Origin of the sequence: Citrobacter sp. Awk 2 (assembly GCF_028069815.1) — a bacterium.
GTDB lineage: Bacteria > Pseudomonadota > Gammaproteobacteria > Enterobacterales > Enterobacteriaceae > Citrobacter.
In genome coordinates this window covers 72,892-87,820 of the sequence record NZ_JANEWL010000004.1, presented here as the reverse complement: position 1 = coordinate 87,820, position 14,929 = coordinate 72,892, and the positions used below count along the sequence as shown (strand labels likewise).

Genomic DNA, 14,929 nt, shown 5'->3' with positions numbered 1-14,929 from the left:
AGACATTACTCACCCGTCCGCCACTCGTCACCCAAGGAGCAAGCTCCTCTGTGCTACCGTTCGACTTGCATGTGTTAGGCCTGCCGCCAGCGTTCAATCTGAGCCATGATCAAACTCTTCAATTTAAAGTTTGATGCTCAATGAATTAAACTTCGTAATGAATTACGTGTTCACTCGTTGAGACTTGGTATTCATTTTTCGTCTTGCGACGTTAAGAATCCGTATCTTCGAGTGCCCACACAGATTGTCTGATAAATTGTTAAAGAGCAGTGCCGCTTCGCTTTTTCTCAGCGGCGCGGGGTGTGCATATTACGCCATCCCGCTACGAAGTCAAGCATTTAATTTCGCTTTTCTTCGTGAGGTTCTCAGTGGAACCCCGCTGACCCGGCGGCTTGTAATCCGTTGTTCCGTGTCAGTGGAGGCGCATTATAGGGAGTTATTTCAGGCTGACAAGGGGAAATTTGAAATTATTTACTGAGTGCGTATTTTTTATTCTTTCCGTTTATTTTGGCAACGTTTTGTTGGTTAATTGGGCTATTTCCCGCGCAAAACCCGCTACCTGTTCCCAGTCGGTATAGATCACTTCTTTCTTCGTATCCGTTTCACCGCCTGACATCTTCATAATCAGTTGGATCATGACACGGTCATACCAACGATAACGAGGATAAAGCAAAGCACCCGCGATCACCGCACTGCGATCTGGCCGCCACGGAGAGCCCATCAGAAACTTACGCGCATAGCTATTAGTTTGCGGTGTGCGTTTTTCCGGTTTACGGGCAACCAAGTTAACAGAGTAAAACGCACTCGGCATTGTATTCAGTTGCGTGGCATGCTTTTTCACAAACTCCTGAAATGCAGAATGGTAATGGCCATAGCGAATTGATGCGCCAATCACCACGCTGTCATAATTTTTCCACTCAGGCTCTTCGGTACGATGCAAATTCATGACATCTGCCCAGACACCCAGCTCTTTAAGTTCAGAAGCCAGATACTCAGCGATTTCGCGCGTTTGTCCGTCCCGGGAAGAAAAAAGAATCAGTGTTTTCACGTGTTACTCCATTATTCACGCCAGAAAGTAGGGGTAAAGAGCACCAGCAGAGTAAAGACTTCCAGACGACCAAACAGCATGTTGGCAATCAGGATCCATTTCGCCACCGGGTTCATGCTGGCAAAATTGTCGGCAACAACCCCGAGCCCAGGCCCGAGGTTATTCAACGTCGCCACTACGGAGGCAAACGCAGAGAAGTCATCAACACCGGTCGCAATAATTGCCAGCATACTGATAATAAAGACCAGCGCATAGGCAGAAAAGAAGCCCCATACCGCTTCAAGGATTCGTTCCGGCAACGCACGGTTGCCTAACTTAATGCTATAGACCGCATTAGGGTGAACCAGTCGCTTCAGTTCGCGGTTACCCTGTTTAAACAGTAACAGGATACGAATCACCTTCAAACCACCGCCCGTTGACCCGGCACAGCCACCAATAAACGCAGAACACAGTAGCAACACCGGCAGGAACAACGGCCAGCGAGCAATACTGTCTGTGGTAAATCCGGCAGTGGTCGCCATCGATACAACCTGGAAAAATGCCTGGTTGATTGTCGTAAGCGCCGAACCGTATGTATTGTGTATCCACAGCACCAGCGTACAAACGGCCACCAGTGTTAACTGCACTCCGATAAACATGCGGAATTCAGGGTCGCGCCAATAAACCTTCAGGCTGCGTCCACTTAGTAAAGAGAAGTGCAAACCGTAGTTACAACCGGAGATCAGCAAGAAGATAGCGATAATGGTGTTGATGGTAGGGCTGTCGAAATAGCCCACACTGGCATCGTGTGTTGAAAAGCCGCCGATGGCAATGGTGGCAAAGCTATGGCCAATAGCGTCAAAGGCAGGCATCCCGGCAAACCACAGCGCCAGCGCACACGCAACCGTCAATAGCACATAGATGAGCCACAAGGTTTTCGCAGTTTCGGCAATACGTGGGCGCATTTTGTTATCTTTCAGCGGCCCCGGCATTTCTGCACGATAGAGCTGCATCCCACCCACGCCAAGGATAGGCAGGATAGCTACCGCCAGGACGATGATCCCCATACCACCAAACCATTGCAGCATCTGACGATAAAAGAGAATGGCATGCGGCAGTGAATCCAACCCCACCAGCGTCGTCGCCCCCGTGGTGGTTAACCCGGAGAAGGATTCAAAAAAAGCATCGGTGATCGTGAGGTTCGGGCTCTCTGCGAAAATAAACGGTAGCGCACCCACGCTGCCCAGCACAGTCCAGAATAAGACGACTATCAGAAACCCTTCACGGGATTTCAGCTCGCCCTTCTCCTTACGGTTCGGCCACCACAACATGGAGCCAATCGCCAGGGCAACAAAGAAAGTTTGCGTAAATGCACGACCCGCACCATCACGGTAGATAAGTGCTACCAGTCCGGGGATGATCATCGTCCCCGAAAATAAGATGACCAGTAGTCCAACGATTCGGGTGATGGCGCGAAAATGCATCTCTGCCGCTTCCTTAGTTCTTTAAAATGAGGTGGGGATTATTCTTCAATCGCTAACAATTGCAATGAACCACGACTAAAATCCGCCAGCTTTGCTGAAAATTCATCCACTTTCGCAAAAGGAAGCGCCACCCTGAGCCGAACAAAAGCCTGGTAATCACTGGCGACGACTTTACCGTCAAACTGCCCCAGCAAGGCTTCAATACCTGCCAGTTGGCCGTACTCACACTGCAAAGTATATTCGGTTAATGGCGTCTTGCGCTGTGTCGTCAACTGACGCAGCGCCTGATTTACACCGCCACCATAGGCTTTCACCAGCCCGCCGGTGCCAAGAAGGATACCGCCATAGTAGCGCACGACCACCGCGGTAATCTCACCAACGCCGCTCCCCATCAATTGTGCGAGCATCGGCTTTCCTGCCGTACCCGCCGGTTCACCATCGTCTGAAAACCCCAGCTGCTGCGAGTCATTCGGCGCACCCGCCACCCACGCCACACAATGATGACGGGCATCCGGGTGTTCCGCTCTGACTGACTCAACAAACGCTTTCGCCGCTTCTACACCGTCCGTATGGGCAAGTAACGTAATGAAGCGGCTTTTTTTGATTTCTTCAACGACGCTAACCGGCGCCGCAGGGATTAACCAACTGTCCATTACGCCAGTTTCAAATCCCGCGTCATGTTTTCAATATTGCTCTCGTGGACAACCACGTTATCTTCAATACGAATCCCGCCGAAGGGCTTCAGCGCTTCAATTTTCTGCCAGTTGAAGTGCTTGCTGAATTTCCCTTCACGCCACGGGGCGAGCAGCGATTCAATGAAGTAGATACCCGGTTCGATGGTCAGAACCATGCCCGGCTGCAGCACACGGGTGCAACGCAAGTAAGGGTACTTCGACGGCGCGGCAAGGTGTGTGCCCGTGTCATCCTGCATGAAACCGGCAACATCATGCACCTGCAGACCCAGCGGGTGACCGATACCGTGCGGCATAAACGGTCCAGTGAGATCATTTTCCACCATCGCCTCTTCACTCATGTCGGTGATGATTTGATGTTTACGCAGCAGCTTCGCAATACGCTGATGGAACTGAATGTGATAGTCCACATAGCTGACACCCGCTTTCATCGTCGCGATGAGCGCCAGCTCTTCGTCGTTAACGTCTTTCACCAACTGTGCATAGTCGTTGTCGCTTTTCGCCGACCAGGTACGCGTCAGGTCTGCTGCATAACCGTTATATTCCGCCCCCGCATCCAGCAGGAAGCTGCGGATTTCGGACGGAGCCTGATGATCCAGTTTGGTATAATGCAGCACAGAGGCGTGTTCATTGAGCGCGACGATATTGCTGTACGGTACGTCGGTATCGCGGTGACCGGTCGCGGTCAGGTAGGCGAGGTTGATATCAAACTCGCTCATCCCGGAACGGAACGCTTCTTCCGCGGCACGGTGCCCACTCACCGCCATTTTCTGCGCTTCACGCATACAGGCCAGTTCGTAATCTGTTTTATAGGCGCGGTAATAGTGCAGGTAGTCGATTACCCCTTTCGGGTTGATGTTGCTGGCCGCGATGTCCAGTTGCAGCGCACGTTCCGGAACCGGACCGATATAACCGATATTGCCGCGTGCAGCAGGCAGTTGGCTACCGATACCATCCGCTTTAGGCAGCGCAATGATCTCGACTTCTTCCGTCCAGAAGGAGGTCGGCAGCGGCTCTACGTTGTGCCAGTAATCAACCGGCAAATAGAACCACAGTTTTGGCTTATTCACACCATCCACCAGCAACCAGCAGTTGGGAACCTGCGTTACGGGAACCCAGGCTTTAAACTGCGGGTTGACCTTAAACGGATACGGATGGTCGTCGAGAAAAACGTTAACAAGCTCGCCAGAATGAATAAGTAACGCATCCAGCTTGAAGCGAGCCAGTGCATCACGCGTACGTTCTTGTAAGGTAACAATATGATTCTTATAGAGTGCGGCCAGTGATTCCATTTTCTATCCTTCTGTTTTTTTGACCTCAAGTCTCCGCATCTTAGCACATCGCTTTATGACTGCGTGATTTCTGCCGAGCGTGATCGAATCGTCATTTCTTTAATCATTTATTTGCATTTTTTTAACATAAAACACACACTTCGATTCATCTGGTATGACCAGATCACCTTGCGGATTCAGGAGACTGACATGCTTTACAAAGGCGACACCCTGTACCTTGACTGGCTGGAAGATGGCATCGCCGAACTGGTGTTCGATGCCCCTGGTTCGGTCAATAAACTCGACACGGCCACCGTTGCCAGCCTGGGCCATGCGCTTGACGTGCTGGAAAAACAACCAAATTTAAAAGGGCTGCTCCTGCGCTCTAATAAAGCGGCTTTTATTGTCGGTGCCGATATCACCGAATTTCTTTCACTGTTCCTCGTTCCCGAAGAGCAGTTGAGCCAGTGGCTGCACTTTGCCAATAGCGTCTTTAATCGCCTGGAAGATCTGCCTGTTCCAACTATCTCTGCGGTAAACGGTTACGCGCTGGGCGGCGGCTGCGAGTGTGTGCTGGCAACTGATTATCGTCTGGCAACACCGGATCTGCGCATTGGTCTGCCGGAAACCAAACTGGGCATTATGCCGGGCTTTGGCGGTTCCGTGCGTATGCCGCGCATGTTGGGTGCGGACAGTGCGCTGGAAATCATTGCTGCGGGTAAAGATGTTGGTGCTGAGCAGGCGCTAAAAATCGGCCTGGTCGATGGCGTAGTGAAACAAGACAAACTGCTTGATGGCGCGATCGCGGTATTACGTCAGGCGATTAACGGCGACCTCGACTGGAAAGCCAAACGCCAGCCGAAGCTGGAACCACTGAAACTCAGCAAAATTGAAGCAGCCATGAGCTTTACCATCGCCAAAGGCATGGTGGCGCAGACGGCCGGTAAGCATTACCCCGCACCGATTACCGCGGTAAAAACCATTGAAGCAGCGGCCCGTTTTGGCCGTGAAGAAGCGCTGAATCTGGAAAATAAAAGCTTTGTTCCACTGGCGCACACCAGTGAAGCCCGCGCGCTGGTTGGGATCTTCCTTAACGATCAGTTCGTGAAAGCCAAAGCCAAAAAGCTCACCAAAAATATTGAGGCACCAAAGCAAGCGGCGGTGCTGGGCGCAGGCATTATGGGCGGCGGTATTGCTTACCAGTCTGCCTGGAAAGGCGTGCCAGTAGTGATGAAAGACATCAATGACAAATCACTGACGCTGGGTATGACCGAAGCGGCCAAGCTGCTGAACAAACAGCTTGAGCGCGGCAAGATAGACGGTCTGAAAATGGCCGGCGTCATTTCAACCATTCAGCCAACTCTCGACTATAGCGGTTTCGAGCGTGTAGATGTGGTAGTTGAAGCGGTCGTCGAAAACCCGAAAGTGAAAAAAGCAGTGCTGGCAGAAACCGAAGAAAAGGTGCGCCCGGATACGGTACTGGCGTCGAATACGTCCACGATCCCAATTAACGAGCTGGCCAGCGTTCTCAAACGCCCGGAAAACTTCTGCGGTATGCACTTCTTTAACCCGGTACACCGTATGCCGCTGGTTGAAATCATTCGCGGAGAGAAAAGCTCGGATGAAACTATCGCCAAGGTTGTCGCGTGGGCAAGCCAGATGGGTAAAACACCTATTGTGGTTAACGACTGCCCAGGCTTCTTTGTCAACCGCGTGCTGTTCCCTTACTTTGCGGGCTTCAGCCAGTTACTGCGCGACGGTGCGGATTTCCGCAAAGTCGACAAAGTGATGGAGAAACAGTTTGGCTGGCCAATGGGCCCGGCTTATCTGCTGGACGTGGTGGGTATTGATACCGCGCATCACGCTCAGGCGGTGATGTCCGCGGGCTTCCCGCAGCGTATGCAGAAAGATTATCGCGACGCGATTGATGCGCTGTTTGATACCAGCCGTTTCGGACAGAAAAACGGTCTTGGATTCTGGCGCTATAAAGAAGACAACAAGGGCAAGCCGAAGAAAGAAGAAGACGCCGCCGTTGATGGCTTACTGGCAGACGTCAGCCAGCCGAAACGCGACTTCAGCGACGAAGAGATTATCGCTCGTATGATGATCCCAATGGTCAACGAAGTGGTGCGTTGCCTGGAAGAAGGCATCATTGCCAGCCCGGCAGAAGCCGATATGGCACTGGTTTATGGCCTGGGCTTCCCTCCGTTCCACGGTGGTGCGTTCCGCTGGCTGGATACACTTGGCAGTGCGAAGTATCTCGATATGGCGCAGCAGTATCAGCACCTGGGTCCGCTGTACGAAGTACCAGCCGGTCTGCGTGATAAAGCACGCCATAACGAACCGTATTATCCCCCGGTTGAGCCTGCCCGCCCGGTTGGCGACCTGAAAACGGCTTAAGGAGTCACAATGGAACAGGTTGTAATTGTTGATGCGATCCGTACCCCGATGGGCCGTTCGAAAGGGGGCGCGTTTCGCAACGTGCGGGCAGAAGATCTCTCCGCACACTTGATGCGTAGTCTGCTGGCGCGTAATCCCGCGCTGGAACCCACCGCGCTCGATGATATTTACTGGGGTTGTGTGCAGCAGACGCTGGAGCAGGGTTTCAATATCGCCCGTAACGCCGCACTGCTGGCAGAAGTCCCACACTCCGTTCCTGCGGTTACGGTCAACCGTCTGTGTGGTTCGTCGATGCAGGCCCTGCACGATGCGGCACGCATGATTATGACTGGCGATGCACAGGCGTGCCTGGTGGGCGGCGTGGAACATATGGGCCATGTGCCAATGAGCCATGGCGTTGATTTCCACCCGGGTATGAGCCGTAACGTAGCGAAAGCCGCGGGAATGATGGGGCTGACGGCAGAAATGCTCTCTCGTATGCACGGTATCAGCCGTGAAATGCAGGATGCCTTCGCCGCACGCTCACATGCTCGTGCCTGGGCTGCTACTCAGTCCGGTGCCTTTAAAAACGAGATCATCCCGACTGGCGGTCACGATGCCGATGGCGTGTTGAAACAGTTTAACTATGATGAGGTTATCCGTCCGGAAACCACTGTCGACGCGCTGTCCACCCTTCGCCCGGCATTCGATCCGGTCAGCGGTACCGTCACCGCGGGTACCTCTTCCGCGCTCTCCGATGGTGCTGCCGCGATGCTGGTAATGAGTGAGAGCCGTGCTCGTGAACTGGGTCTGACGCCGCGTGCGCGTATCCGCTCGATGGCCGTAGTCGGCTGTGACCCCTCAATCATGGGTTATGGTCCGGTTCCTGCCTCAAAGCTGGCGCTGAAAAAAGCGGGACTCTCCACCAGCGACATCGGCTTGTTTGAGATGAACGAAGCCTTTGCCGCCCAGATCCTGCCGTGCATTAAAGATCTGGGGCTGATGGAGCAGATCGACGAGAAGATCAACCTCAATGGCGGGGCGATCGCACTGGGTCACCCACTGGGATGCTCTGGTGCGCGTATCAGTACCACCCTGCTCAACCTGATGGAACGCAAAGACGTGCAGTTTGGTCTGGCGACGATGTGTATCGGGTTAGGTCAGGGTATCGCGACAGTATTTGAGCGAGTGTAATCAAAGCATGCCGGGGGCGCTTCGCTTGCCCGGCCTACGAAATGTTATCTCAAAGCCATTGGTACCAGAACAAGGCGGCAAGTGAATGAATCCCGATGAGCTTACGTGTAGTAAGTGATTCGGGTGAATGAGCGCAGCCAACACAGTTATGGTGCCAATGGCGAAGAGAGAAAGTTTAGTTGCCGTTCTTCCCGCCTGTCAGGGGCGGGTTTTTTATTTCCCTGAACTACCACGTACCACCAACTGCACCGGCAGCAACAGATTCTCTTCCGGCTTGCCTTCCAGCAGTAAACGCAGTGCTTCGCGCCCCAGTTGCTGCTTATCAACCGCGATTGTAGTCAGCGGCGGATGTGACCAGGCCGCAGCATCAATATCATCAAATCCTACCAGCGCAAGATCTTCCGGAATACGAATCCCCTGCTGCGCGCAAACCCGTTGAACAACCATCGCCGCCGCATCGTTATAAGCAAAAATGGCATCGGGCGGTTCCGGCAGTCTGAGCAGTTCATTAACCGCCTCGACCAACGATTGCTCGGTATCCAGCAGCGGCGGTGCGATGGCTTCGTACTCTGGAGGCATCAGCAGACGGGCTTCATACAGTGCCAGGCGATAACCCTTTTCACGCTGACGAATACTGAAGTGTGAGAGAGTACTGGCAAGAAAAGCGATACGGCTACGCCCCTGTTCGATCAAATGTTTTGTCGCCAGATAGCCGCCCTGGATATTGTCCGGATTGACGCATGGCAAACCCGGAGCCCACAGATCCACCAGCACCAGCGGCAATTTCATTTGTTGCAGCAGTCCAAGCAGCTCTGGCTCAAAAAATCCGGCGCAGATCAGCGCATCCGGCTGGTGCAGCATCACCTGCTCACTTACCGCATCGCCCGGACCGATAGAGAGAAAGCTCAGCGCAATACCCTGATCACGGCATGCATCATCAATACCCAGTAACAGCTGCGAGTAAAACGGCAATGCCCGGCTAATATTGTGTTGTCGATGCAACAAAAACAGGACTCGCTTAAGCTTGTCACTGTGCAGGCGGGAAAAATCATAACCTTGCTGTTGCGCCACAGAAATAATGCGCAATCGGGTATCTTCACGCAATCCGGGTTGACCTTTTAGTGCGCGGGATACAGCCCCAACTGAGACGCCGCAGGCTTCGGCGATATCTCTGATTCGTACAGGTTTCGTCATTTCTCTCTCATTAACTCTACACGGTGGCCCGTTGTGCCCCCAGCCATGCTGCACCACGCACACCGCTGCTGTCACCGTGTCGGGCCTGAATAATCGGTGTATGGCACTGTTTACCGAACACGTACTGTGCCACGCGTGCCTGCAAACCCGAATACAGTAATGTGATATTAGAGACCCCCCCTCCCAGCACAATGACATCAGGGTCGAGTGTATTCACAATGCCTGCCAACGCGCGCGCCAGTTGATCACAGTAACGCTCCCATAACAGGCAAGCGTCTGCATCACCCAATTCTACCTGCTGCATGATGTGAGGTACGCTGACATGTTGATGAGTGTGATTCATGTACTGGCGTTCCAGACCACTGCCAGAGATAAAACTTTCAATACAGTTCTGTTGTCCGCAATAACAGGTAACCACCTCACCATCCCGGGACTCATGGTAACGTGGCAATGCATTATGCCCCCACTCCCCTGCACAGGCATTAGGACCGGAGATCAAACGGTTATCAATACACAATCCGCCTCCGCAGCCAGTACCGAGAATTACGCCAAATACCACACTGTGTCCGCGTCCACTGCCGTCCATAGCCTCTGACAGTGTAAAACAGTTAGCATCGTTAGTGACGGGCACAGGCATCCCTAATGCGTGTTCAAGGTCACGGGTAAAAGCCTGCTGATTTAGCACCAGAATGTTGGAATTTTTAATTAATCCCTTGCTGTCTACTGCTCCAGGAACTCCGATACCGACCGACAAAGGTTGGTTAACGGTCTGCATAGCCTTAGCAATCATATCCGTCACGGCCTGGAAAAAATCGCCGTAGCTTTGCCTGGGTGTAGCGCATCGTTCGCGGTAAATAATCTCACCCGTTTTATCAATTACCACCGCTTCAATTTTAGTCCCGCCTATATCCAGTCCGAGCCTCATGGTGACCTCTCCTCTCATTGGCATCTCGCAGTTATGATGCTGCATAGAGTGCCCAATTTGTTTACTAAACAAATAGTGAGATGTCACAAAATGCTGTGATGTCTGCAGATAAACAGAAAAATAGTTTTGTTTACTAAAAATAATACGGTTTTGTAAAGCAGGAGATATGCAAAGATGCTGGGCCAGCAACCGTTATGTGGAAGGTGGGGAATTTATCAATGCGCCGGCGGGGTTCCGGCGCATATCGCTTAAATAAACGCGAACGCGTCGCCAAACAGACGATCTTCACGTGCCTGACGTTCATTGCAGAACAGGTCGCGCGCGATTTTAGCCATCTCGAAACGCCCGGCGATATAAATATCATGTTCCGCCAGAGTGCCGTAATCCTGTAACACCGCCGTTAATACGGTTCCCGTACGACCACGCCAGCCCGTTTCAGGCTGTTCCACTACCGGCTCAACACGCAGGTTCGGATGATTAACTGACAGTGCCTCCAGTTCAGAGAGATCGTAGAGATGTTTCTCTTCTCGTCCGCCCCAGTAAATAGTGATATCCCGGTTTGGATTGCGCGTCAGTGCTGTCAGCAAAATCGAACGTACGTATGAAAACCCTGTGCCGCCAGCAATCAGGATCAGCGGACGATTCTCATCATCACGCAGCCAGGCTTCACCGTGCGGGATATCGACCTTAATTTCCCGATCTTTCAGAATTCGGTCCATAACAGCCATGGCATAAAGATTTAGCTCAGAAGCACCCACGTGCAGCTCAATGAACCCGTGCTCATCCGGCGTAGATGCCATGGAGAACGGGCGTTTATCACGTTCGTCCATCACGACCATTAAATACTGACCAGCACGAAAGGAAAACGCCGCGTCCGGCACTAAACGTACGCGATATACGGTGTCAGTGATAGCTTCTACCGAGGTCACTTTACAGCTTAAGGTTGTCATGCGCTCTCTCTGTCGGATCAATAGGCAAAACGATCGCGCCTCAGGCGCTTTTGCCGTCATTAAAGATGGCTAATTCATCCCAAATTGCGTCAATACGCGCAGTCACTTCAGGATCTTTTTTAATCGGGCGTCCCCACTCTCGTTGGGTTTCACCCGGCCATTTATTTGTGGCATCCAGCCCCATTTTTGAACCAAGGCCGGAAACCGGCGAGGCAAAGTCCAGGTAATCAATCGGCGTATTCTCTACCAGTACCGTATCCCGGGCCGGGTCCATACGGGTAGTAATTGCCCAAATCACATCGTTCCAGTCACGTGCGTTGACATCATCATCGCAGACAATAACAAATTTGGTGTACATAAACTGACGCAAAAATGACCAAACGCCCATCATGACGCGTTTGGCATGGCCTGCGTACTGTTTTTTCATCGTCACCACGGCCAGTCGATAAGAACAGCCTTCCGGTGGCAGATAAAAGTCGACGATTTCCGGGAACTGCTTTTGCAGAATAGGGACAAAGACCTCATTCAGCGCCACACCGAGCACCGCTGGTTCATCTGGGGGACGTCCGGTGTAGGTGGAGTGATAAATCGCATCTTCACGCTGGGTAATGTGTGTGACAGTGAAAACCGGGAAGCTATCCACTTCATTGTAATAACCCGTATGATCGCCATACGGTCCTTCCGGTGCCAGTTCACCCGGCTCGATATAGCCTTCCAGAACAATTTCAGCGCTGGCGGGTACTTCGAGATCGTTGGAGATACATTTGACAACTTCGGTCTTAGTGCCACGCAGCAGCCCAGCAAAGGCGTACTCTGATAATGTATCAGGCACAGGGGTCACAGCACCCAGGATGGTCGCTGGGTCTGCCCCTAACGCAACGGAGACAGGGAAACGCTCACCAGGGTGTGCAGCGCACCACTCCTGATAATCCAGCGCGCCGCCACGATGTGAAAGCCAACGCATAATGAGCTTATTTTTGCCAATCAACTGTTGGCGATAAATACCCAGATTCTGTCGCTCTTTATGCGGACCACGCGTGACGGTGAGTCCCCATGTAATTAGCGGCGCGGCATCTTCCGGCCAGCAGGTCATGATCGGTATACGATTTAAATCAACGTCATCGCCTGAAGAAATTTTTTGCTGACAAGGCGCACCGCGTAGCCGTTTGGTCGGCATGTTAAGCACCTGCTTGAACTGCGGCAGCTTATCAAACAGATCGCGGAATCCTTTCGGCGGCTCCGGCTCTTTCAAAAACGCCAACAGCTTACCAACTTCCCGTAGTGCTGAGACATCTTCTTGCCCCATCCCCATGGCGACACGCTTCGGAGTGCCAAACAAATTGCACAGTACCGGCATTGAATAGCCTTTTGGATTCTCAAACAACAGTGCAGGCCCACCAGCACGCAAGGTGCGATCGGCAATTTCAGTGATCTCCAGATGAGGATCCACTGGAAGCGTAATGCGTTTGAGCTCGCCCTGCTGTTCAAGCTGCGTCAGGAAGTCGCGTAAATCGTGATATTTCATGGCGTCCATTTTGGCCTCTTTGTAAGCGCCTCATTATACGGCGTTCATCATTGTGATGCTGTATTTTTGTTAAATTAGCGTGAACTCTGGCAACCAACACCGATGAGGCTTGAAAGATGAAGTGTATAATGACTTTTGCTATGCTTGCGCTCAGAACAAGCGGATAAGAGTTATTATGCAAGCCTGGTATTTACTGTACTGCAAACGCGGGCAACTTCAGCGTGCCCAGGAACACCTGGAAAGACAAGCAGTCAACTGTCTGACGCCAATGATCACCCTGGAAAAAATGGTGCGGGGTAAACGTACCACAGTCAGTGAGCCACTTTTCCCTAATTACATGTTTGTCGAATTCGATCCGGAAGTGATCCACACCACGACCATCAATGCGACGCGTGGCGTCAGCCATTTTGTACGCTTTGGGGCAACACCAGCTACCGTTCCCTCTCCCGTTATTCACCAGCTTTCTATCTACAAGCCCGAGGGGATTGTAGACCCGGAAACGCCGCATCCTGGCGACAGTGTCATTATCACTGAAGGGGCATTTGAAGGGTTGAAGGCGATTTTCACCGAACCCGACGGCGAAGCGCGTTCCATGCTCCTGCTTAACCTGTTGAATAAAGAGGTTAAGCAGAGCGTGAAAAACACCGGCTTTCGAAAGATATAAACAGACTCAGAAAGTCACTTCGAATAACGTTCTGACGTTGGCATCAATCGCCGTTGATAGCCACTGAGGATCTTCCCCGCGCCAGTGCGCAATACGCTCAAGAATATGCGGTAGGTGCGCAGGTTCATTGCGTCGGGAAGTCGGCTTCACGGCCAGATCGCGTGGGAGTAAATAGGGAGCATCTGTTTCTATCAGCAGCCTTTCCACCGGGATAAAAGGCAGTAGCTCCCGTAGTTCCATACCCCGACGCTCATCGCAGACCCATCCGGTAATCCCGATATAAAGCCCTCTGTCCACGCAGTCCTGCATCTCCTGGCGCGAGCCAGTGAAACAGTGCAGCACTGCGCCAGGGAGGCTGTCCAGCCAGGGTTCCAGCAGCGTCAGAAAACGTTCGTGGGCATCCCGACAATGCATGAAAACAGGCATCTGCAATTCGGCGGCAATACGCAATTGCGCCTCAAAAGCCCGTTCCTGTTCCTGTGGAGTGGAGTAATTACGATTGAAATCCAGGCCGCATTCACCAATGGCGACCACTTCGGACTGGTTCGCCAGTGCAATAATTTCCGCCTCTGTTGAGGATTGCCATTGGCTACTGTCATGCGGATGGACGCCTGCAGTGGACCAGCAATGTGGATAATGCTGTGCCAGCTTTAGCGCCTGCTGGCTTTCATGCAGGTTTGTTCCGGTCAGAAGCATGCCGTTTACACCGGCAGCAAAAGCGCGTGCTACAACCTCATCCCTGTCTTTCGCAAATTGTGAACTGGTTAGATTAACGCCAATATCAAACATGCTTCCTCCCATATGACAACCGCCCTTACGGGCGGCTGAATTTACTCTTCGGTTTTCTCGGTGGCGTCGGCTTCTTTTGCTTCTTCAGCCTCGTTGTCCTCATCTCGCGTACGTCGCTTACCGACATAGAAACGAGAGAAGAAAACACCCACTTCAAACAGGCAGTACATCGGTATAGCCAACAGCGTTTGCGAGAAGACATCTGGTGGAGTCAGTAACATCCCCACGACAAATGCCCCGACAACTACGTAAGGACGTTTCTTACGTAAATCATCAGGTGTCGTAATGCCCATCCAGCACAGCAATACAATGGCGACAGGAACCTCAAAAGAGACACCAAACGCCATAAACAGTGCCATGACAAAGCTGAGATAACTGGCAATGTCTGTCGAAACCTGCACGCCTTGCGGAGCTGTGTTGGCAAGGAAGCCAAACGCCAGCGGGAAGACGACAAAATAGGCGAATGCCATCCCGATATAGAACAACAGCGAACTTGAGACCAGCAGCGGCACGACAAGGCGGCGTTCATGCTTATACAAAGCAGGCGCGATAAATGCCCATACCTGGTACAGGATCACAGGTGCCGACAGGATCAGCGACACCATAAAGGTTAGCTTTATCGGGGTAAAGAACGGTGAAGCCACATCGGTGGCGATCATCGTTGCACCCTGAGGCATCTGCTTAATCAGCGGTGCCGCAACCATATGGTAAATGTCGTTGGCAAAATAAACCAACGCCAGAAAGATCACCATAACCGCAATAATGCAGTTCAGGAGTCGCTTACGCAGCTCAATAAGATGCGTGATGAGCGGTTGAGTATCTTCTACAGACATGT

The 14,929-nt window shown here is 52.3% G+C and carries 13 protein-coding genes and 1 rRNA gene; 3 read left to right on the top strand and 11 right to left on the bottom strand.

Annotation, left to right across the window (positions count from 1 at the left end):
* From NNO02_RS02410 to pepQ, 5 genes are all read right to left on the bottom strand, one after another.
* A 16S ribosomal RNA gene (locus tag NNO02_RS02410) occupies positions 1-125 on the bottom strand; the annotation flags it as partial.
* 377 nt (positions 126-502) lie between these two features.
* Complete coding sequence (gene hemG, locus NNO02_RS02405) at positions 503-1,048, bottom strand: menaquinone-dependent protoporphyrinogen IX dehydrogenase (protein WP_271449812.1); 546 nt, start codon at positions 1,046-1,048, stop codon at positions 503-505.
* A gap of 11 nt (positions 1,049-1,059) precedes the next feature.
* Positions 1,060-2,511 (bottom strand): Trk system potassium transporter TrkH, encoded by a 1,452-nt coding sequence (trkH, locus tag NNO02_RS02400; RefSeq protein WP_003017848.1) that lies wholly within the window; start codon positions 2,509-2,511, stop codon positions 1,060-1,062.
* A 38-nt stretch (positions 2,512-2,549) separates the two neighbouring features.
* A complete protein-coding gene (locus NNO02_RS02395; RefSeq protein WP_271441035.1) occupies positions 2,550-3,164 on the bottom strand; it encodes an IMPACT family protein in 615 nt (204 codons plus the stop codon).
* Entirely contained in the window at positions 3,164-4,495 is a 1,332-nt protein-coding gene (gene pepQ, locus NNO02_RS02390) for a Xaa-Pro dipeptidase (RefSeq protein WP_271454134.1), read from the bottom strand. The genes NNO02_RS02395 and pepQ overlap by 1 nt, the downstream gene beginning before the upstream one ends.
* A 189-nt stretch (positions 4,496-4,684) precedes the next feature.
* Between pepQ and fadB the strand changes: the two genes are divergently transcribed.
* Both fadB and fadA read left to right on the top strand, forming a co-directional pair.
* Entirely contained in the window at positions 4,685-6,874 is a 2,190-nt protein-coding gene (fadB, locus tag NNO02_RS02385) for a fatty acid oxidation complex subunit alpha FadB (RefSeq protein ID WP_271454133.1), read from the top strand.
* A gap of 9 nt (positions 6,875-6,883) precedes the next feature.
* A complete protein-coding gene (gene fadA, locus NNO02_RS02380; RefSeq protein WP_271454132.1) occupies positions 6,884-8,047 on the top strand; it encodes an acetyl-CoA C-acyltransferase FadA in 1,164 nt (387 codons plus the stop codon).
* 213 nt (positions 8,048-8,260) lie between these two features.
* On the opposite strand, the gene NNO02_RS02375 is transcribed toward fadA, so the two are convergent.
* The 4 genes from NNO02_RS02375 to ubiD all read right to left on the bottom strand — a co-directional run bounded on the left by NNO02_RS02375 (position 8,261) and on the right by ubiD (position 12,650).
* A complete protein-coding gene (locus tag NNO02_RS02375; protein WP_271454131.1) occupies positions 8,261-9,241 on the bottom strand; it encodes a LacI family DNA-binding transcriptional regulator in 981 nt (326 codons plus the stop codon).
* Positions 9,242-9,257: 16 nt separating this feature from the next.
* Positions 9,258-10,166, bottom strand: a complete 909-nt coding sequence (locus NNO02_RS02370) for an ROK family protein (protein ID WP_271454130.1) — start codon at positions 10,164-10,166, stop codon at positions 9,258-9,260.
* Positions 10,167-10,414: 248 nt separating this feature from the next.
* The gene (fre, locus tag NNO02_RS02365; RefSeq protein WP_271449816.1) at positions 10,415-11,116 is read right to left on the bottom strand and encodes an NAD(P)H-flavin reductase; all 702 of its coding nucleotides are present in this window, start codon (positions 11,114-11,116) and stop codon (positions 10,415-10,417) included.
* Positions 11,117-11,156: 40 nt separating this feature from the next.
* Positions 11,157-12,650 (bottom strand): 4-hydroxy-3-polyprenylbenzoate decarboxylase, encoded by a 1,494-nt coding sequence (gene ubiD / locus NNO02_RS02360; protein WP_040230095.1) that lies wholly within the window; start codon positions 12,648-12,650, stop codon positions 11,157-11,159.
* 166 nt (positions 12,651-12,816) lie between these two features.
* Between ubiD and rfaH the strand changes: the two genes are divergently transcribed.
* On the top strand, positions 12,817-13,305 hold the full coding sequence (gene rfaH / locus NNO02_RS02355; RefSeq protein ID WP_137383146.1) for a transcription/translation regulatory transformer protein RfaH: 489 nt from the start codon (positions 12,817-12,819) through the stop codon (positions 13,303-13,305).
* 6 nt (positions 13,306-13,311) lie between these two features.
* Here rfaH and tatD read toward each other — a convergent pair whose 3' ends face one another.
* Together tatD and tatC are read right to left on the bottom strand one after the other, a co-directional pair.
* Entirely contained in the window at positions 13,312-14,094 is a 783-nt protein-coding gene (gene tatD, locus NNO02_RS02350) for a 3'-5' ssDNA/RNA exonuclease TatD (protein ID WP_137383147.1), read from the bottom strand.
* A gap of 41 nt (positions 14,095-14,135) precedes the next feature.
* Positions 14,136-14,927: a Sec-independent protein translocase subunit TatC gene (tatC, locus tag NNO02_RS02345; protein ID WP_137383148.1), complete on the bottom strand. Its 792-nt coding sequence runs from the start codon at positions 14,925-14,927 to the stop codon at positions 14,136-14,138.
* Positions 14,928-14,929 lie beyond the last annotated feature (2 nt).

Bases quoted from the DNA above. Each gene is read 5' to 3' on its own strand.
- trkH (WP_003017848.1), bottom strand. From the start codon at position 2,511: ATGCATTTTCGCGCCATCACCCGAATCGTTGGACTACTGGTCATCTTA.
- NNO02_RS02395 (WP_271441035.1), bottom strand. From the start codon at position 3,164: ATGGACAGTTGGTTAATCCCTGCGGCGCCGGTTAGCGTCGTTGAAGAA.
- pepQ (WP_271454134.1), bottom strand. From the start codon at position 4,495: ATGGAATCACTGGCCGCACTCTATAAGAATCATATTGTTACCTTACAA.
- fadB (WP_271454133.1), top strand. From the start codon at position 4,685: ATGCTTTACAAAGGCGACACCCTGTACCTTGACTGGCTGGAAGATGGC.
- fadA (WP_271454132.1), top strand. From the start codon at position 6,884: ATGGAACAGGTTGTAATTGTTGATGCGATCCGTACCCCGATGGGCCGT.
- NNO02_RS02375 (WP_271454131.1), bottom strand. From the start codon at position 9,241: ATGACGAAACCTGTACGAATCAGAGATATCGCCGAAGCCTGCGGCGTC.
- NNO02_RS02370 (WP_271454130.1), bottom strand. From the start codon at position 10,166: ATGAGGCTCGGACTGGATATAGGCGGGACTAAAATTGAAGCGGTGGTA.
- fre (WP_271449816.1), bottom strand. From the start codon at position 11,116: ATGACAACCTTAAGCTGTAAAGTGACCTCGGTAGAAGCTATCACTGAC.
- ubiD (WP_040230095.1), bottom strand. From the start codon at position 12,650: ATGGACGCCATGAAATATCACGATTTACGCGACTTCCTGACGCAGCTT.
- rfaH (WP_137383146.1), top strand. From the start codon at position 12,817: ATGCAAGCCTGGTATTTACTGTACTGCAAACGCGGGCAACTTCAGCGT.
- tatD (WP_137383147.1), bottom strand. From the start codon at position 14,094: ATGTTTGATATTGGCGTTAATCTAACCAGTTCACAATTTGCGAAAGAC.
- tatC (WP_137383148.1), bottom strand. From the start codon at position 14,927: ATGTCTGTAGAAGATACTCAACCGCTCATCACGCATCTTATTGAGCTG.